This is a genomic window from Burkholderia sp. FW306-1C-G01B (genome assembly GCF_058781685.1).
The window spans coordinates 166,420-184,830 of record NZ_JBYSWZ010000018.1 but is presented as its reverse complement, the minus strand read 5'-3'; the positions used below and the strand labels follow the sequence as shown (position 1 = coordinate 184,830).

General features: G+C 65.4%; 17 protein-coding genes and 1 tRNA gene. 10 read left to right on the top strand and 8 right to left on the bottom strand.

What is annotated here, in order from left to right; all coding sequences use genetic code 11:
* Positions 1-306, top strand: a 306-nt coding sequence (locus tag AC3WLY_RS30195; protein WP_492332740.1) for a hypothetical protein, incomplete at its 5' end; no start/stop codon positions are given.
* Between the two features lie 68 nt (positions 307-374).
* Here AC3WLY_RS30195 and AC3WLY_RS30190 read toward each other — a convergent pair.
* Together AC3WLY_RS30190 and AC3WLY_RS30185 are read right to left on the bottom strand one after the other, a co-directional pair.
* Positions 375-905 carry a cytochrome b gene (locus tag AC3WLY_RS30190; protein ID WP_492310803.1) on the bottom strand — a complete coding sequence of 177 codons (531 nt, stop codon included), beginning with the start codon at positions 903-905 and terminating at the stop codon, positions 375-377.
* Positions 905-1,993 (bottom strand): catalase family peroxidase, encoded by a 1,089-nt coding sequence (locus AC3WLY_RS30185; protein ID WP_425132334.1) that lies wholly within the window; start codon positions 1,991-1,993, stop codon positions 905-907. The genes AC3WLY_RS30190 and AC3WLY_RS30185 overlap by 1 nt, the downstream gene beginning before the upstream one ends.
* Before the next feature lie 157 nt (positions 1,994-2,150).
* Here AC3WLY_RS30185 and AC3WLY_RS30180 point away from each other — a divergent pair, with 157 nt between their 5' ends.
* Together AC3WLY_RS30180 and AC3WLY_RS30175 are read left to right on the top strand one after the other, a co-directional pair.
* Positions 2,151-2,672, top strand: coding sequence for a sigma-70 family RNA polymerase sigma factor (locus AC3WLY_RS30180; protein ID WP_034183763.1), 522 nt, complete (start codon positions 2,151-2,153; stop codon positions 2,670-2,672).
* Positions 2,669-3,427, top strand: a complete 759-nt coding sequence (locus tag AC3WLY_RS30175; protein ID WP_492310804.1) for an anti-sigma factor family protein — start codon at positions 2,669-2,671, stop codon at positions 3,425-3,427. Before AC3WLY_RS30180 ends, AC3WLY_RS30175 begins: the two co-directional genes overlap by 4 nt.
* 49 nt (positions 3,428-3,476) lie before the next feature.
* Here the strand turns inward: AC3WLY_RS30175 and AC3WLY_RS30170 are convergent, their stop codons facing one another.
* A complete protein-coding gene (locus tag AC3WLY_RS30170) occupies positions 3,477-3,653 on the bottom strand; it encodes a hypothetical protein (RefSeq protein WP_492310805.1) in 177 nt (58 codons plus the stop codon).
* 923 nt (positions 3,654-4,576) lie between these two features.
* Complete coding sequence (locus AC3WLY_RS30165; RefSeq protein ID WP_492310806.1) at positions 4,577-5,476, bottom strand: Imm72 family immunity protein; 900 nt, start codon at positions 5,474-5,476, stop codon at positions 4,577-4,579.
* A 707-nt stretch (positions 5,477-6,183) separates the two neighbouring features.
* Here AC3WLY_RS30165 and AC3WLY_RS30160 point away from each other — a divergent pair.
* A tRNA-Val gene (locus AC3WLY_RS30160) sits at positions 6,184-6,260 on the top strand.
* Positions 6,261-6,572: 312 nt separating this feature from the next.
* Positions 6,573-7,085 (top strand): DUF2628 domain-containing protein, encoded by a 513-nt coding sequence (locus tag AC3WLY_RS30155; RefSeq protein ID WP_310139105.1) that lies wholly within the window; start codon positions 6,573-6,575, stop codon positions 7,083-7,085.
* 111 nt (positions 7,086-7,196) lie between these two features.
* Here the strand turns inward: AC3WLY_RS30155 and AC3WLY_RS30150 are convergent, their stop codons facing one another.
* Both AC3WLY_RS30150 and AC3WLY_RS30145 read right to left on the bottom strand, forming a co-directional pair.
* A complete protein-coding gene (locus AC3WLY_RS30150) occupies positions 7,197-8,078 on the bottom strand; it encodes a sigma-70 family RNA polymerase sigma factor (protein WP_492310807.1) in 882 nt (293 codons plus the stop codon).
* On the bottom strand, positions 8,078-8,554 hold the full coding sequence (locus tag AC3WLY_RS30145; RefSeq protein ID WP_492310808.1) for a carboxymuconolactone decarboxylase family protein: 477 nt from the start codon (positions 8,552-8,554) through the stop codon (positions 8,078-8,080). The genes AC3WLY_RS30150 and AC3WLY_RS30145 overlap by 1 nt, the downstream gene beginning before the upstream one ends.
* A gap of 550 nt (positions 8,555-9,104) precedes the next feature.
* Between AC3WLY_RS30145 and egtB the strand changes: the two genes are divergently transcribed.
* From egtB to AC3WLY_RS30120, 5 genes are all read left to right on the top strand, one after another.
* The gene (gene egtB / locus AC3WLY_RS30140; protein WP_492310809.1) at positions 9,105-10,328 is read left to right on the top strand and encodes an ergothioneine biosynthesis protein EgtB; all 1,224 of its coding nucleotides are present in this window, start codon (positions 9,105-9,107) and stop codon (positions 10,326-10,328) included.
* Entirely contained in the window at positions 10,312-11,325 is a 1,014-nt protein-coding gene (egtD, locus tag AC3WLY_RS30135) for an L-histidine N(alpha)-methyltransferase (protein WP_492310810.1), read from the top strand. The genes egtB and egtD overlap by 17 nt, the downstream gene beginning before the upstream one ends.
* 285 nt (positions 11,326-11,610) lie before the next feature.
* Positions 11,611-11,913, top strand: coding sequence for a hypothetical protein (locus tag AC3WLY_RS30130; protein ID WP_175748327.1), 303 nt, complete (start codon positions 11,611-11,613; stop codon positions 11,911-11,913).
* A 37-nt stretch (positions 11,914-11,950) separates the two neighbouring features.
* Positions 11,951-12,205 carry a hypothetical protein gene (locus tag AC3WLY_RS30125; RefSeq protein WP_492310811.1) on the top strand — a complete coding sequence of 85 codons (255 nt, stop codon included), beginning with the start codon at positions 11,951-11,953 and terminating at the stop codon, positions 12,203-12,205.
* 205 nt (positions 12,206-12,410) lie between these two features.
* A complete protein-coding gene (locus AC3WLY_RS30120) occupies positions 12,411-12,785 on the top strand; it encodes a hypothetical protein (protein ID WP_492310812.1) in 375 nt (124 codons plus the stop codon).
* A 375-nt stretch (positions 12,786-13,160) separates the two neighbouring features.
* On the opposite strand, the gene AC3WLY_RS30115 is transcribed toward AC3WLY_RS30120, so the two are convergent.
* Both AC3WLY_RS30115 and AC3WLY_RS30110 read right to left on the bottom strand, forming a co-directional pair.
* Positions 13,161-16,187, bottom strand: coding sequence for a type III restriction-modification system endonuclease (locus AC3WLY_RS30115; protein WP_492310813.1), 3,027 nt, complete (start codon positions 16,185-16,187; stop codon positions 13,161-13,163).
* Positions 16,187-18,205 carry a site-specific DNA-methyltransferase gene (locus tag AC3WLY_RS30110; protein WP_492310814.1) on the bottom strand — a complete coding sequence of 673 codons (2,019 nt, stop codon included), beginning with the start codon at positions 18,203-18,205 and terminating at the stop codon, positions 16,187-16,189. Before AC3WLY_RS30110 ends, AC3WLY_RS30115 begins: the two co-directional genes overlap by 1 nt.
* Between the last annotated feature and the right edge of the window lie 206 nt (positions 18,206-18,411).

Below are 18,411 nucleotides of genomic sequence, written 5' to 3'. Positions count from 1 at the left end.
TCACTCAAAGCTGACAGGAATATGAATCACTTCATAAACCTGACTTACTTTAGTGTGAGACTCTTGATACTTTCGCTTTCTGATCCGAGGATCAGCTCGCCTTCATCAAGCGCCCACACTTATCGGCTGTTAATTTTTAAAGAACGTCGCGTTTCAAACGTCTCGTTTGTTTCGCGTCTCAATCAAGAGAGGCCGAATTATGGTTTTCCCCGACTTCGCCGTCAAGTACTTTTTGAAAAATTCTTGAAACATTTTTTTGACAGGAGGTGGAGCCGGGGATCAACGGGGTTGCAGCCGGTGGCATAGAGGCGGCAACGCGGGTACGCCGGTAGCCCACAAACCGCCCCGCCGCAGCGAACGCAACCTTCCGTCGCTCACCGGCCCACCATCGCCCTCACCACGCCGTCCCGCCGAATCAACCCGTGATACAGCGCCGCCGCAAAGTGCGCGAGGAACGTCGCGAAGAACAGGTAAGCCAGCACCCGGTGCGCGACCCTGAGCCACGCGAACGTCACGGGATCAGCCGAAACCAGAGCCGGCAACTGCACCCCACCGCCCAACGTCACCGGATACCCGCCCGCCGACAGCATCGCCCACCCGATCAACGGCATCGCAACCATCAGCGCATACAGCACGAGATGCGACCCATGCGCGGCAACCTTCTGCCACCACGGCAAGTCTTCAGGCAACGCCGGCGGCTTCGACAAAAACCGCACCACGATCCGCACGCAAACAAGCACCAGCACGGCGATACCCAGCGGCTTGTGCAGAGCCACCAAAACCGCATGCCGCTCGGAGACGGACGAAACCATCCCCACGCCGATAAACAGCATCGCGACGATCATCGCGGCCATCACCCAATGCAGCACCCTCGCCGGCAGACTAAACGTCGTAGAAGTCTTCATCACCGCCCCTCCGAACTCAACTTGGCCACCCCTGCCACCCCAGCCTCTTCACTGGTCCGCCGCAGATACGAATCCGCATAAGCCGCCGACCGCGCCGCCAGCAACGGATCCCCCGACACCTGAATCCCCTGCGGCAGCACCGTCGGGTCGTAATTCACGTCGCGGCACGGCCCGCTGTCCTGCGCCTCCACGCGATCGAGCACGAGCGTCCCCGCATCGATCGTCGTCCGCTGCGCGGGCCAGACCTTCGTCGCGTCGTCCACCGGATCGCCAGGCTCCGCCAAGGTGACCAGCAGCTTCCACTTCTGCGCACCGGCCGCGATGCGCCGCGTCACGTCCTGCTGCAACACGTTCGGATCCGCGGCCGTCGCGACGTCCCCGGCGCCGGCCGTCTGCTCCGGCACGACGCGCCACCTCACCGCCTGCCGCTTGCCGGCTGCATCGACGAAGTAGAACGCATTCAACCCGTAGTAACTCTCGGTGACGTAGCTCGCGCTCGGTTTCGCACCCTTCACCCATTGCAGGAACGCGGCCGTCTCCGGATGTGCGCCGAAAAACGCCTTCGCCTTCGCCGGATCAGGCTTGCCCGTCTTCGGATCGGGCCCGGTCGCCACCGTCAGCTGATAAAACGCCTGCGGCGTCGCCACCGGAAACACGGGCATCGCGTTCATCCCGGTCCGCCATTGCTCGCCGTCGGGCGCGGTGAGCTTCAGCGCGAGGCTGCGGATCGGCACGCTGCTGTCGGGCGCATATGGATTCCCGCCCGGCAGCGCGAATCGCCCTACCACCGGCGTGCGCACCGCCTTGAAGAACGGCGCGACCGAATACGCGCTCGCGGCCCCGTTGCCTTCGAAGTAACCGGTCACGCACACGCCCTTCGCGTGATTGCGCCGGTAGCCCGGATGGACGCCGCTGTTGGTCTGCAGCGCGTCGACGAGCCGCTGCGGGGTTAGACGCGCCGGCGCGAGCCACCCGCCGACATACCCGAACGCGACGGCCACGCCGGCCACCGCGCCGCCGATCACGGCCCAGCGCCACCACCCGCGCCCGGGCTCGCGCTGCGGCGAAGAAGAGGAAGATTGCTTCATGGATACACTCCCGATCGTCAGATCATTGTCGAACCCGCGTAGGACGCCACCCGCGCCACTTTATTCCACGAAAAATTTTTTCCTATGCTTGATGGAATAATCGGCGCCGACCGGCGTCCTACGCGGCATCTCGACCCTTTCGGCAACCGGCCCGGCCATGCCCTCCACCGCCCTCGACGACGAAGCGTTGCGCGAACTCCTCCCCAGGCTGCGACGCTTCGCGCTCTGGCTGGCGCGCGACGTCCACGCGGCCGACGATCTCGTCCAGTCGACGCTCGAGCGCGCGCTGTCGCGCTGGACGAGCCGCCGCGACGACGCGTCGCTGCGCAGCTGGCTCTTCACGATCCTGTATCGGCAGTTTCTCGACGGCAAACGCAGCGCGAAGCGCTACGCGTGGCTGCTCGGCCGCATCCGCGACGATGACGAAGCGCACTGGCCGTCCGCCGAACGCGAATTCGCGGCGCGCGCGACGCTCGAAGCGTTCGGCCGGCTCTCCGACGAGCAGCGCAGCCTGCTGCTGCTCGTCGCGGTCGAGGGCTTCACCTATCAGGAAGTCGCCGACTTGCTCGACGTGCCGATCGGCACCGTGATGTCGCGTCTCTCCCGCGCGCGCCAGGCGCTGCGCCAGCTCAGCGACGGCGAGCTTCCCGCTCCTTCTTTGCGCTTGATGAAGAAATGAACACGCCTCCGAACGAACACGACCTTCAGGCCTATGTCGACGGCCAGCTCCACGACGACGCGCGCGCTGCGGTCGAGCGTTATCTCGCGCTGCATCCGGAGCGCGCGGAACAGGTGAAGCGATGGCAGCAGGATGCGCAGCGATTGAGGGCGGCGCTGGAAAGCGTGCGGATGCCGGCGGACAACCCGGCGCTCGATCCGGCGGCGATTCGTGGACGGCGCGTGGAGCGCACTCGGATGCGGTTCGCGATGGCGGCTTCGCTCGTGTTCTGCGTCGGGCTGGGGACGTTTGGTGGATGGCAGGCGCGCGGGTGGAACGCGGCGCCGGCTGTCGCGCCAATGAGCGATGCGGTCAAGGCTTACCGGATGATGGTGGTCGATCAGACGGCAAAGGTGGATTACCGGCCGACGGGTGCGGGAGATCTGCAGGGGTGGCTCACCAGACGCGTGGGCGTGTCGGCGAAGCTGCCGGATTTGAGCGCGGCGGGGTTCAGGCCGGTCGGCGGACGGTTGTTCACGACGGACAGCGGTGGCGCGGCTGCGATGGTGCTCTATGAGGACGGTGCCGGGCGAACGCTGAGCTTCTATCTCCGGCCGGCGGAATCGGCACATCGGCTGCTGCCGGCCGGGCAACGCGTGGATGGCGCGTTGCTGGCGCGGTATGGGTCGGTGAACGGGCTCAACTATGCAGTGGTCGGGCCGGCCGGGAGTCTTGGGGAAAAGGCGGTCGCGCAGGCGCTCGATCAGCAGACTTGAACGGTACAATGCGCGCCGCGGTGGCGGTCCTCGGTTGCCGCCAGGGCCTCTAATCACGGGGCTTAGCCGGCTTGAGCGTGCTCACGCTCACCACTCGAATGCACAGCGTTTCGAGTGGCTTTACTGGGCGGTTGTCCACATCGAAACGACGTTCGGTGCCCTCACCTTTGAAATCACAGGGTTTTGAGTCGGCGCGGAACGGGATATCCACATCGATCAGGGTCATGCCGCATGCGGCTATCGGTAGGCTCGCTCACCTTTGGTTGGCACAGTGTTTCGGGTTGTTTTGGCGTGCGATATCCACAACCTGTGAGATAACGCGAACACCTGCACCGAATTCGATTACCCTCACCCATTGAATGCACAGGTCTTCGAGTGCTTTGACTTCTCGATATCCACAAGGCATTCAATCACGACGGATCGCGCGAAAATTATCCGCATCATCTGCTCTATTCCGGCAAATCCCTACCAGACAAGACATTCGGGCTGATTCGTGTGGTCGAATGCAAGGTGCTCACCTGTTCGATGCACAGCAATTCGACTGGTTGGGTGTGTGAGTTGTCCACACGTGGCCCGCCGGCAATTGCACGAAACGCGATGCGCATTCCGCAAACGCCCACGTCGTAGAGCAGGCTGCCGTCCGTCCAGTCGTGTGCTTACGCATTCGGATCGGCTTGTAACGGTCCGAATTCGCCGAGATCCGCACCCGGCTTGCGATCCGGGTGCGTACTTACCTTTTGCTCGCACAGCGTTTCGCTCGTTTTGTGCCGCGATTATCCACATACGAAGGCTGACCACCTTCACCGCCTCCGAAGTCACTTGGTCAGATAAACCTTGAGAATTTCACCGGTTTCCGGCGAAACAACATACTCGATCGACGTCCCGAACGGACTCGCGTTGCCGAGCCCGCGCATGCCGGGAGGCATCTTTGCCACGAACGTCACGCTGATGACAGCGCCCTCGGGTTTCGGATCGACCCTGGCAGCGCTTTCGTCCGTGATGCAGATCTCGAAGTTGCGCAGATCCTGCCCGGTCTTCGCAAAATCCTCACGGGCGGGCCTTCAGGCCGAGCAGCGTCGCGGTATTGAGACGGACGGAACATCGGTCGACCGCGCCGAAATTCAGCTTGCTCATGGTGCGCTCCGGACATCACGGGTTCGGGCTCATCCGCAGCACCGGCCGCGGCTCCAGGAAATACTGCGATTCGTCGGGGATGACGCCGTCCGCGTATCGCCGGTCTTCCCATAACAATCGCCAGCGCGTCCGGATGAACAATCCGGTGACATCATTCCGGAGATTCGGCGCACGAATGCCTCGAATGAAATAATTGAAGCAACCGTCGTTGCGCAAACTGCGCTTGCCGATCGGCACGATGCCCAGCCACTTCGGCCACTCGACGGCGACAGGCTCCCAGATGCCGTCGCAAGGCACTTTCTGGCCGGTCTTGATCACCGGGCCAGCAGCTTGCGGAACCTTGGACAGGTCCTCCGGAAACACCGGATACGGAAGCGTGTGGAAGTTGCGCTCATATGCATTCGGGGACAGTAATAGTCTTATCGAGCGCAGTTGTGCGAGGTCGCCGAATCTATCCCCGGGATCGAACGGCGCATGCTCCATCTGGTATTCCGACGCGTGCAGGAGTTGGGCCAGCGCTTCGATCTTCGGCGGGTAGGGGGCAGCCTGCGCGCCGCGGTCCCAGTAGTCGGGATGAGGGAAGAAATACGAGTCTAAAAGGTCATACCGCCTGGACGCGTGCTGCAGCGGCCCACCGCGCTGCCAGACGAGCCGGTTCCCTCGGGCCAGCTCGGACAATCCTCGATCGTAAGCGGCGAGAATCTCGAAGATGATCGGCAAGTGGCCGGCGTGCAATGGCTCCGGATCGTCTTCAGGCCAGGTCTTCACCGCGTTCTCGTATTCGCTCGCGAAGATCGCAAACGCATCGCGCTTGCGTTTCCAGAGCGAATAACTGGTGAGGCGTTGAAGCAGCCAGAAAATCCTGCGCCGCGTCGCGTCATCCGTCATGTCGTACTGCTTGATCGTATCCGTCATCTCTGACCTTCGTTGTTCGCTGTCGATCGAGTCGCTGCGGTCACTTTGCTGTTGGTCGCCTTGGTCTGGATCTCGTCTCCCGCCGCAACCGGTGTACGACGGCATCGAGTGTGTCGAGCCGCGTCAACGAAGAATCGGTCATGTGCCGTGAGCCTGTGCGCCAGGCCTTCGTATCCTGAATGCCGGCGATTCTACAGATACAGCTGCTCGCGCATCATCCGACGCACATCACAGCTTGCCGCATCGTCTATCCGTTCACCGCACGCAGTGCATATCCTGCGCGAAGCACAGTCGCCGGACTGTGCTTATCCAAAGGTGTTAACAGGGTTCGTATACATACGTAGTGATAGTTAACAAGCCCTGTGCCTCACAGTGGATAACCTCCGTAACGCACTGAATTATCAACACGAAGCGGGATGCATAACCATGGGTGCGTCACGTGAACAGCTCCGCGGAGCACAGAACAACTTTTCGTCGATTCACAGCCTCGACGACATATCCTCAATCGCTCCACTGTGAATCCAGAGGCTTGCCGGATGGTTATCCAGAGGGGAATGTGGATAACCTCGCGGCGCGGACACGTTTCGCTGTGACACGAGGCATCGCGCACTCGCAGCAGCCTGCCAGCACACGCGCCCTCGATTCAAAAAATCTTCACGAAGGGGCTTGTGCTCCTCAAAAACCCTCTCTATAATTCGCGGCTTCTTAGGCTCGTAGCTCAGTTGGTTAGAGCACCACCTTGACATGGTGGGGGTCGTTGGTTCGAATCCAATCGAGCCTACCAACGAACAAAATGAAGGGGTCGGCAGCGCGAATTGCCTACAGGCAATCCGGCTCGCCAAACATACAAACGCCACGCGGCAACCTCGCGTGGCGTTTTTCTTTTTCCGGCCGAAACAACGCATGTTGCCCCGATGCGTTGCGCGATCCACGGCATCGCATCCTCATCGACATCCAGATCTGCCGACCAGCAATACGCACCGAGTAGAATCGTGTGCGCATCGAAGCGCGCGCTCCGCAAGCCGCTCGATTTCCAGCGTACCCAAACCGCATCAAAACAACAACGCGCGATCCGCGCGACTGAGAGCAAACGACCATGTCCGAGGTCACGACCACCGCATCGTCCGCGAGCAACGACGAAATCGCCGCTTACGTCGGCAAGAAAGCCGCCTGGTTCGAACGAAAGTGGGAGATCGCCGCATCGCGCAAGAACCGGCAGTCCTGGAACTGGGCAGCGTGCTTCCTGGGCCCGGTCTGGATGGCGTATCGATGCATGTACTGGCAGGCGGCCGCCGTGCTGGGCGTCACGCTCGGCATCACGCTGGTCGAGCTGCTGTACTTCCCGAAATACTTCGAATCGAGCACGCTCGACCCGGTCACCATCGGGATCGCAGTCGCGCTCGGCTGGTGCGGGAACGGCATCTACAAGACGCACGTCGAACGCAAGATCGAAAAGCTGCGTCCGAACGCGACGTCGAACCAATCGTTTCTCGCGCTGCTGGAGGCGCAAGGCGGCACGAACTGGCTTGCGGCGACCGGTTTCGCCATCGCGACGCCGCTGCTCGGTTTCCTGATGATCATGATCCGCAACGTCGTGGTCGCGACGTAGTAACCGCGACAGCCGACGATCGGCAAAGCAGGGCGGAGAAGCAGGAAGAGGCGAGCGAGAAGCGGGCGGAGCGCCATCGCATACGACACGCGATGCGCCCCCGCGCCACACTCAATGCAGATGCTTCAACTTGTCAGGATTCCGCACGACATAGATCGCGACGATCTTCCCGTCCTCGATCTCGAGCGCCGTCGTCTGCAGCTCACCATCCGATTCCAGCGTAACGAAACCCGGCAGCCCGTTGATGAACCCGGCCCGCACGAGCTTCGACGCATGCGTGGCGAACAGCCCGGCCAGGTATTCGTGCACCTTCATCACGCGCTCGAAGCCGAACACCGGCTTGCCTGCGGCCGTGCGCTTGCCACCGCCGTCCGAATGCAGGCTCACGTCCTCGGCGAGCATCGCGCCGAGCGCGCGCATATCGCCGCTGCGCGATGCCGCGAAGAACGCCTCGGCCAATTCGATCCCGCGCTGCTTCTCGACATGAAACCGCGGCCGCGCCTCGCGCACGTGCGTGCGTGCCCGCGCGGCGAGCTGCCGGCACGCGGCCGGGTCGCGCTGGATCGTCGTGGCGACTTCGTCGAACTCGAGGCCGAATACGTCGTGCAGCAGGAACGCCGCGCGTTCGAGCGGCGAGAGCCGTTCGAGCGCGAGCATCAGCGGCAGCGTGACGTCTTCCTGTTCGTCTTCCTCGACGACCGGCTCGGGCAGCCACGGGCCGATATAGGTTTCGCGCTGGTGCCGCGCAGACTTCAGCTGGTCGAGGCACATGCGCATCACCATGCGGCGCAGGAACGCCTCGGGCACGCGCACTTCGATGCGGTCGACGTCCATCCAGCGGATGAACGCCTCCTGCACCATGTCCTCGGCATCCGCGACGGAACCGAGCATCCGGTACGCGACGCGGACCAGCGTGCGGCGCAGCGGGTCGAAGCTCGCGGCCGCGTCGGCCGGTTCTTCGGCGCTGCCCGCGGCCGGATCGAGGTTCGTCATCAGGCCACCATCTTCGCGGCAGCGGCCTTCGCGTCGGCCGGCTCGATCCACAGCCCGAAGCCGACAGCGAGCCGGTTCCAGCCGTTGATCACGTTGATCATCAGCGTGAGTTTCACCTGTTCCTCCTGGCTGAAGTGGTCGTTCAGCGCCGCATAGGCCGCTTCGTGCGCGGCGTGGCCCTCGGACAGCCGCGTGAGCGCTTCGGTCCAGCCGAGCGCCGCGCGTTCGCGGTCGGTGTAGCAGGGCGCTTCGCGCCACGCGGAGAGCAGGTAGATGCGCTGCTCGGTCTCGCCTTGCTCGCGCGCCTCGGCGGTGTGCATGTTAATGCAGTTCGCGCACGCGTTGATCTGCGATGCGCGGATCTTGACCAGCTCGATCAGCGTCGGCTCGAGGCTCCCGGCGACGGCGACCGACACGGTCATCCAGTTCTTCATCAGCGCGGGCGCGGCGGCAAACGGATTGAGTTTCGCAGTCATGGTTCCTTCTCCTTTCGTGTGGGTTCCGGTGATATGACGAGCGAGCCCCCCGCGCATGTGACATCGATGCAAAAAATTTTTGGAAGGGCGCGGGAACGCGGGTCAGCAGAGTGCCGACGACCACGAACGACCGGACGACGTGACAGCGTTTGTCAGACGAGAACCCCACGCGTCGCCGAGCCATCACGATCGCCGCGTGAATGTCATGGGCCGTCAGTAGCCGCAACAGCCGGCATGTGCGTTGCACACCCCCGCAACGCCGCACTCCGGCGCGCATCGAAGGTCTGTCACGCATGCGACACGCGCACGACTAACGCTTTCATTTATCTTTCGATCACGTTTCATCCGCATCCCGATTCGCAGCATTCACATTTCTGGACCATACTGTTCTGCACGGGCAGATGAAGTGAAGCCGCATCAGCGGCCCGGCGCGCGCGCCGGCTGCCCGACGACGCAGCAGCAGGTCGCACGTCAGCCGCGCGCATCACGCGCTAGGCTTTCCCTTTTCCGGCAACGCAACGCAGCGAATTGCGACGTGAACGGTAAACCGATGAGCCTCCTTGCATCACAGCTTCAGCGCCGTTTCCAGGACGTGCGCGCCCATAGCGTCGCGTTGACCGCGACACTGTCCGCCGAAGACCAGGCCGTGCAGTCGATGCCCGATGCGAGCCCGACGAAATGGCACCTCGCGCATACGACCTGGTTCTTCGAAACCGTCGTGCTGATGCGCCGCGTGCCCGGCTACGCGCCGTTCGACGACGCCTTCCAGTTCCTCTTCAATTCCTATTACGAAGCGCTCGGCCCGCGCCATCCGCGGCCGCAGCGCGGGCTGCTCACGCGGCCGTCGCTCGACGAGGTGCACGCGTACCGGCAGCACGTCGACGAAGCGATGCTGCGCGCGCTGGCCGGCGCCGATCCGGCGCTGCTCGATGCAATCGCGCCCGAGATCGAGCTCGGCCTGCATCACGAGCAGCAGCACCAGGAGCTGATCGTCACGGACATGCTGCATGCGTTCTCGTGCAACCCGCTGAAGCCGGCGTTCCGGCCGCGCAACGGGGCCGACGGCGACGCATTGGCTGCGGGCGATGCCGGCGCGCAGCACTGGCTGCACCAGCCGGGCGGGCTCGTCGAGATCGGCCACGACGGCGATGCGTTCTCGTTCGACAACGAACGGCCGCGCCATACGGCGCTCGTACGGCCGTACGAGATCGCGAACCGGCTCGTGACGAATGCGGAATTCGCGGCGTTCGTCGCCGACGGCGGCTACACGCGTCCCGAATACTGGCTGTCCGACGGCTGGGCCACGGTCCAGCGGGAAGGGTGGCAAGGGCCCGCGTACTGGATGCCCGACGACGACGATGCGGCCGCCACGCGCGTACGGCGCACGTTCGGCCTGCACGGCGTCGAACCGCTCGCGCCCGATGCACCGGTGTGTCACGTGAGCTTCTACGAAGCGGCCGCGTATGCGGAATGGGCCGGCGCGCGGCTGCCGACCGAGTTCGAATGGGAAGCCGCGTTCGCTGCTGAAGGCATCGTGCAGATGCTCGGGCACGTATGGCAATGGACGCGTTCGTCCTACGAGCCGTATCCGGGCTTTCGGCCGCTCGCGGGTGTCGCGGCCGAATACAACGGCAAGTTCATGGTCGGCCAGCAGGTCCTGCGCGGCAGCAGCATCGCGACGCCGCCCGGGCACGAACGGCCGACGTACCGCAATTTCTTTCCGCCGGCCGCGCGCTGGCAATTCACGGGGGTGCGACTTGCGCGAGACGTCTGATCTGACGGCCACGAGCGGTGGCCAGCAACCCGCCCGCGAATCGCGGCCGAGCGCGTTCGAGCGCGACCTGATCGACGGACTGTCGCGCACGCCGCGCAGCATACCGCCGAAATACTTCTACGATGCGGCCGGCTCCGCGCTGTTCGACCGCATCTGCGAACTGCCCGAGTACTACCCGACACGCACCGAGCTCGGCATCCTGCGCGATCGCGCGGCGGAGATCGTGCGGCGCGTCGGCCCGCATGCGGACATCGTCGAATTCGGCGCGGGCTCGCTCGAGAAGATCCGCGTGCTGCTCGACGCGTTCGCGGGCAACTACGCGAACGCGCCGGCGCGCTACGTGCCGGTCGACATCTCGGCCGACTACCTGCACGGCGCAGCCGCGCGGCTGCGTTCGGCCTATCCGTGGCTCGACGTCGCGCCGATCGCGGCCGACTACACGAAGGCCGAGCAACTGGCCGAGCTGAGCGCGACGCCGCAGCGGCGCATCGGCTTCTTTCCCGGCTCGACGATCGGCAACTTCTCTCCGGAAGAGGCCGACGCGTTCCTGCGCGACGCCGCGCGGCTGCTGCGCGGCGGCGGCTTGCTGGTCGGCGCCGATCTCGTGAAGGACGAGCGCACGCTGCATCACGCGTACAACGACGCGCAGGGCGTGACCGCGCAGTTCAACCTGAACCTGCTCGTGCGCGCCAACGCCGAGCTCGGCGCGGACTTCGATCTCGACGCGTTCTCGCATTGCGCTTTCTACGACCGCGAGCGGCAGCGCATCGAGATGCATCTCGTCAGCGACATCGCGCAGACGGTGCACGTGCGCGGCCATGCGTTCCGCTTCGAGGCCGGCGAGCGCATCCACACGGAGAACTCGCACAAGTTCACGATCGACGGCTTCCATGCGATCGCGCGCCGCGCGGGATTCGAGCCCGATACCGTGTGGACCGACGCCGACAACCTGTTCAGCGTGCACTGGCTGCGCAGCGTCGACGATATCCGCGCGTAACGCGCGCTCCGGCGAACCGCTCGCGCACGGTGCGGGCGGTTCGTACTCCGGGCACGCCGAGCGCTCCGATCGCCCGGTTTCGTGCCGAAAATCCCCTTTTTACCGGCTCGATGCGCCGTTGCAACGGCATTTTGAATCCGGCCTCTCCCTTGTCCGGTAAGGCTTCGAGGATCGCCGTAAACGCCCGTTACCGGTCTCGCATACCCGTTTCACCTGTGTCGGCGCCCCGTGCCTAGACTCCGAACCGTATTCACATGAAGCACGACACGTGCAGGGAGTCGCGAGATGAGCAAGAAACTTATTCTCGGTGCAGTTCTCGGTGTAGCGGCGCTGGCAGCTTCGGGCGTCGCATCGGCCCACGTCGACCTGTCGGTCGGCATCGGCGTGCCGGGCGTCTACGCGGCGCCGGCGCCCGTCTACGTGGCTCCGCCTCCGCCGGTCATGTATGCACCGGTCGGCTACCGCGGCGACGGTTGGCGCGATGGCTGGCGTGAGCGCGAATGGCGCGAACACGAGTGGCGTCGCCGTGAATGGCGCGAGCACGAGTGGCGCGATCGCGGCGGCTGGCGCGGCGGCCGCTGGGATTAAGCGGTTCGAATAATCGATACAAGAGGAGTGTGAACGCATGATGCCCATTCGACACATCAGGCTGTGCGCCACCGCCGTCATCGTTGCGCTCGCAACGATCGGCAGCGCGCACGCGGCGGACTGCATGAAGGGCGCGGTGGTCGGCGGTGTTGCCGGCCACTACGCCGGGCACCACGCCGTCGCCGGTGCGGTCGGCGGCTGTATCGTCGGCCACCACATGGCGAAGAAGCACGCGCAAGAGCAGGCCGCGCAGCACAAGGCTGCCGCGCAGGGCATGCAGCCGGCGCAGTAAGCACAATCGTCACCGGGGCGGCGCTGCGGCGCCGCGCCCGCCTGCTTCGTTTCCCCGTTCACGCATGACAGGATGGCGGCGCCATCCGGATTGATCTGATGAATGCATGCCGCGCGCATCGTTACGATCATTTACAACGTGGTGTGGCGCGAATCGTGCGCGTTCCTAGAATGCAATCACACAAACGCGCTCCAGGGAGCACAAGATGAAAACTCAACGATATCTGTCCGTACTGACGGCCGCGCTGCTCGCGCTCGGCACGGTTTCCGCGTATGCGGCCGCCGGCGGCAACGGCGGTGGCAACGGTGGCGGTCATGGCGCAGGCGGCTCCGGCGGTAACGCGGGCGGCATGTCTGGCGGCCATATGAGCAGTTCGGCGCTCAGCAACTCGAACGGCATTCATGCGGGCGACCGCGACAAGGGCCTGGCGCGCGCGGCCGACCGCTCCGATACGATCGCCGATCGCGCCGGCGTGCAGCCGGGCCAGGGTCACACGCACGGGCATACGCACGGCCATACCGCGCATGCGTCGACGTCCACGCATCATTCGCATCGCAACGCATTCGGCCGCACGCTGTAAGCACGGCGCGCAAATGCGATGGAAGGGCGCTTCGGCGCCCTTTTTCATTGCGGCAACGCCACGCCGCTGTCGCGCGAAAACATCGTGCCGACCCGATTTGCAACCAGCCGTAACCGCGCCGCAAACGCGCGAGAATACGAATCGCTTTCACGCGGATAACAAACGGGAAATCGACGCCGGTAGCGGGCATCGCACGGGTGCCGGCGCACGGCCCGATCCACGAAAAAAACTGCGCCTCGTGAGCCGTTTGCGCGGCAGATCGATCTACTCGCTCTGCGCGACCCTCCGAGCCCGTTCCTGGAAAAACAAAACCCCACGCTCCGAAAAACGTGGGGTTCGTCAGCAGTCTGGGGCGGCTCGTCGCCGCCGTTCGTTTCAGCGCCCGGCGCCCGCCAGCGGCGCCGCGGGCTCGAACAACGCGTCCGCGTGCCTGACGCGCACGAAGCGCGCCGCGCCGTCGCCATCCACCAGCGCACGGAAATGCGCTTCGCCGCACGCGAGCTTCGCGCGCTCGTGCTCGCTCGGCACGTTGCCGTCCGCATTCGGCGTATCGACGACGAAGTACAGCCGCTCGCCGCCGTCCTGTTCCGCGAGCACGGCCCAGTCCGGGTGATAGCTGCCGAGCGGCGTCGGCACGCGGAACCACGCGGGCAGCTTCGCGTACAGCTTCACGCCGTCGTGCGCTTCGAGCGCGTCGGCGAACGCGCGCTCCGCGTCCGTCTCGCACACGACCGATTCGTGGATCGACTTCCGCGCATCGGGCCGCAGGTTGCGCAGATAGCCGGTCAGCGCCTCGCTCTCGAACGATTCGAGCGCATGGACGTGGCGCTCGCCGAGCTTGCGGTACGCGATGCCCGCGACGAGCGCGAGCCGCTTGCAGCGGTTGATCGCATCGGCCGCGACCGCGATGAACTGCTGCGGATTCACGCGGAAATCGTCGAGCCGGCCGCTGTCGGCCAGGATCGTCGCGAGCGAACGGCGCGTCAGTTGCGTGCGGTCCTGCAGTTCGGTGAGCAGGTCGGGCAGCGGCAACTCGCCTTCGTCGATCAGCACCGTGCCGGCGCCAGCCACCTCGATCGCCTCGATGCCGGCCTTGCCGATATCGATCTCGGCCTTGCGCCACTGCAGCCGCGCACGCGCGATGTCCGGCGCATCGTGCAACGCGGCCGCGCAGTCGCGCACGAGCTTCGCGTTGTCGAACTCGACGCGATACACGGTGCGATGGCGGATACGGTCCCACAGCGCGCGGAAATCCTCGCCGAACACCACGGCCTTGCCCGACGCATCGCGCCGCAGCGCGATCGCGCGGCGTTCGTCCGCATTGCGCACCGCGAAGCGGCCCGACAGCTTGCGCAGCGTCGCGACGATCGGCGCACGCAGCATCTCGAACGCATCGGGCAGCACGAGCGCACTCTGGCGCAGCGCATCCTTCAGCCGGTCGAGCACCTTGCCCTGCGCGTCGACGTAGCCCTGTTCGTGCAGATGGTTCCACAGCACGCGCGACAACTCGATGCCGAGCGCATGCGCGGGCCCGTCGCCTTCCTGCACGGGCAGCGCCGCGAACTGGTGCTCCTCGACGATCCCGAAACGGATGCCCGTATCGGCTTCGATTTCCTTCTGCAGGTTCTCCGCGAACGACTCGTAGCGCTCGGTCGCGATCACGGTGAGCGTGTTCACGCCCGCGTCGCGCACGCGTTCGCCGTCCTGGTCGACGGCGAGGCGCAGCCCGCGGCCGAGCGTCTGGCGGCGCTCGCGTTCGGTCTGGATGTCGCGCAGCGTGCAGATCTGGAACACGTTCGGGTTGTCCCAGCCTTCCTTCAGCGCCGAGTGCGAGAAGATGAACTTCAGCGGCGTGTCGAACGACAGCAGCGCTTCCTTCTCGCGCATGATCAGGCCGTACGCGCGTTCCGCATTCTCGCGGGCCGCGGCGCTGCTCTCGCTCGTGTCGGTCCAGCCGCCCTTGCGGTCGATCGAGAAGTAGCCGTTGTGCGCGCGCCCGATTTCGAGCGCGACGTCGACGCCGTCGAACAGCGCACGATAGGCCGGCACGCGCGCCGCGCGCGCATATTCCTCTTCGAAGATCAGCGCGTAATCGCCCTTCACGGGCATCCCGTTCTCGTCGTAGCGGCGATAGCGCTCGACCGAATCGACGAAGAACAGCGACAGCACCTTCACGCCGCGCTCCGCGAGGCGCAGCTCCTTGTCGAGATGCTCGCGGATCGTGCGGCGGATCATCTCGCGCTGCACGGCGAGCGTGTCGATGTCGCCGAACGCCTCGCCGAGCGACAGGAACGCCTCGCCTTCCGGATGGCGCAGCTCGACGTATTCGGCGCCCTTCAGCGCATGCACTTCGCCGATCCGCAGCCCCGCGTACAGCGCGCGCTTGGTCAGGCGTTCGAGATCGTCGCCGTCGGTGGCCGACACGATCTGGCGCTTCACGCCGGCCGCCGTCGCGACGTCGAGCTCGACGCGCGCGCTGATCGCGCCGCGCCGGTTCGACACGCCGACGAGCCGCAGGTACGGCTTGTTGTGCGCATCCTCGACGATCGCCGACGCGATCTCGATCTGCTTGACGAGCTTGCGCTCGTACGCGTCGACCGCGTCGAGCCGGTACACCATGTGGTGACGGTCGACGTGCGTCGCCGAATAGCGCAGCGTGCAGAGCGGCGCCATCGCGGCGAGCGCTTCGCGCCCGCGCCCTTCGAGCCCGCCGTCGACGCTCTGCGGCTCGTCGACGATCACGATCGGCCGCGTCGCGCGGATCAGGTCGATCGGCTTCTCGCCGCCGGTCTTCTCGCTGTCCTTGTAGAGGTTGTTGATTTCCTTTTTATTGATCGCGGCAACCGTCATCACCATGATCTGGATCGCCGCGCTCGCCGCGAAGTGGCGCACCTGGCCGAGCTTCGCCGAGTCGTACAGGAAGTAGTCGTACGGCACGCCCGCGTACAGCGCGCGGAAGTGATCCTCGGTGATCGCGAGCGTCTTGTGCACGCCTTCCTTGATCGCGATCGACGGCACGACGATCACGAACTTCGTGAAGCCGTAGCGGCGGTTCAGCTCGAAGATCGTGCGCAGGTACACGTAGGTCTTGCCGGTACCGGTCTCCATCTCGACGGTGAAGTCGCGCGAGCCGGGCAGGCCGGACGGCGGCAGCCCGCCGCGCAACTGCACGTCGGCGAGATTGCGCGCGAGCGCGTCGTCGGTCAGCGACAGCCGGTTGCCGACGCCCTGTTCCGATACCGCGAAGCCGAGCGAGCCTTGAGCTGCGGCCGTAGTGCCGGGCGCGGCGTTCGCGAGCACGCTGAAGTCGCCGCGATACGATTCCTGGCCGCGAAACAGGTCGCAGACGGCGTCGATCGCGTCGCGCTGGTAGTCGAGATCCGCTTCGAAATGCAGCCGCATCACAGGCTCCGCACGCGCTTCACGCCGTGCTGTTCGAGCAGCGCGGCGAGATTGAGCTTCGCGACGTCGTCGACGAAGCCGCTGTCGCGGAACAGGCACGTCACATCGTGCGACGCGCCGGTCGCGTCGAGCATCCCGACGATGCCGTCGGCGAGCGGGCCCGCGTCGTCACGCGAGATGCGTGCGTCGAAGCACGCGACGATCGAGCGGCCGATCAGGTGCACGGCCTTGCCGGCGATCTGGTGATGCTCGACCGGCGTGCACAGGTCGAGGCCGAGCTTCAGCGTCAGCTCGGCGAGCAGATCGTCCTCGGTGCGGCCGGTCTTCACGTGCTCGACGGACGCGAACAGCGCATGGTCGAAATCGTCGCGGCGCGGGTCCCATTCGATCACGTTGGTCGTGTCGAGCCGATACACGCGGAAGCCGAGGTCGCCATAACTTTCCGGATAGTCGCGCGCGACCTGCTGCGCGGCGCGGCGCAGGCGCTCCTTGGTGATTTCGGCGAGCGTCGCGGGCTTCTTCAGCTTCGTGCAGAAATCGGCCGCGCTCTGCTGCGTCTTGTCGCGGCGGTCGAGCGCTTCGGGCAGCTGCACGAGCACGTAGCGGCGTGCGCCGCCGTCGGTCGCGTTCACCTGCATCACCGCGTGGCCGGTCGAGCCGGAGCCCGCGAAGCAGTCGAGCACGATGTCGTCGCCGCGCGTGCACCAGCCGATCACGGCCGCCGCGAAATCGACCGGCTTCGGCTGGTCGAACGGGATCCCGAGCGTCTTCAGCAGCGCGTCGTCGGAGCCCGCGAACGGCAGCACCGACGGCACGTTCTCGTACATGTTCTCGTCGAGGTAGTAGATCCGCTGCGGCTGCGTGCTTTCGTCCGCGCCGAATTCGATCTGGCCGCGCTCGATCAGCGCCTGCATCGTCGCGGGCGGGTTGCGCCAGCCGCGCGCCGGCATCGCGCACGGCTTGCCGGTGACCGGATGGATCAGCGGCGTGAAATATTCTTCCGGCGCCTTCTTCTTGTTCGGCCATGCCATCGACACGAGGCGGTATACGCGGCCGTCTTCCGACAGCCGGTCGTACATCACTTCGCCGCCGGACAGGTTGGTCTGCGCCTTCATCCACGCGCGGTATGCCTTCTGCGCATCCTTCGGGTTGCCGCTGCGGTACACCGCGTCATGCGCGGCGTCGAGCATGCGCTGCGCATTGCGCTTCGGGCGCTTGAGCGGCGCCTGTTCGAGCAGCGTCTCGGCATTGCGTGCGAACAGCACCAGCGATTCGTGCTGGTACGCGACGCCGCGCGCGTCGCCCTTCGGGTTGCGCTTGTCCCACACGGCGACGCCGAGCTCGTTCTCCTCGCCGAAGATCTCGCGCAGCATCAGCACCAGCGCATGCACTTCGTGCTCGTCGATGTGCACGGCGATCAGCCCTTCGTCGGACAGCAGCGCGTGCGCGAGCTTCAGGCGCGGATACATCATGTTCAGCCAGTCGGTGTGGAACCGGCCGTTCGCCTCGGTGTTGGTGCTGCGCTTCGCGCCGCCCTGGGTCTGCCCGGTCATCGCCAGGTAGTGGCGGATGCTGTCGCTGAAGTCGTCCGGATAGACGAAATCGCTGCCCGTGTTGTACGGCGGGTCGATGTAGACGAGCTTCACCTTGCCCGCGTAGCTCTTGTGCAGCAGCTTCATCACGTCGAGGTTGTCGCCCTCGATCACGAGATGACGCGTGTCGTCCCACGCGACGCTGTCGTCGGGGCAGGGGCGCAGCGTGCCCGTCGACGGCGTGAGCGCGGCCTGGCGCGCGCTGCGCTTGCCGTGCCAGTGGAAGCCGTAGCGCTCGTCGGCGTCGCCGACCGTGCGTTCGCCGATCAGCGCCTTCAGCACGTCGACGTCGACCGACGCGCCGTCGGGGCCTTCGGTCACGAGTTCGGGGAACAGCGCCTTCAGGCGCGCGACGTTGTCGGCGGTGAAATCCGTCGACATCGCCTGCGGGCTGGCCGCATCGAGTTTCTGCATCGTCTTTTCCATCGGAGCCCGGCCGCGCGCGCCAGGACGTCGGGCGCGCTCACGGCACCGGCGGCAATGGCCGCCCGGGCAAACCCGAAACGCTAGCGAGTCGGTCGGCGCAGGTCAAGCGCCGATGTGGGCCGGGCGGGTGCGCATCGGCCGCGATCGCCCGCCGGACGGGCCGCAAGCGGGTTCGGGCCGGTTGTCGCCCGGGCCGGCCGTCGGCC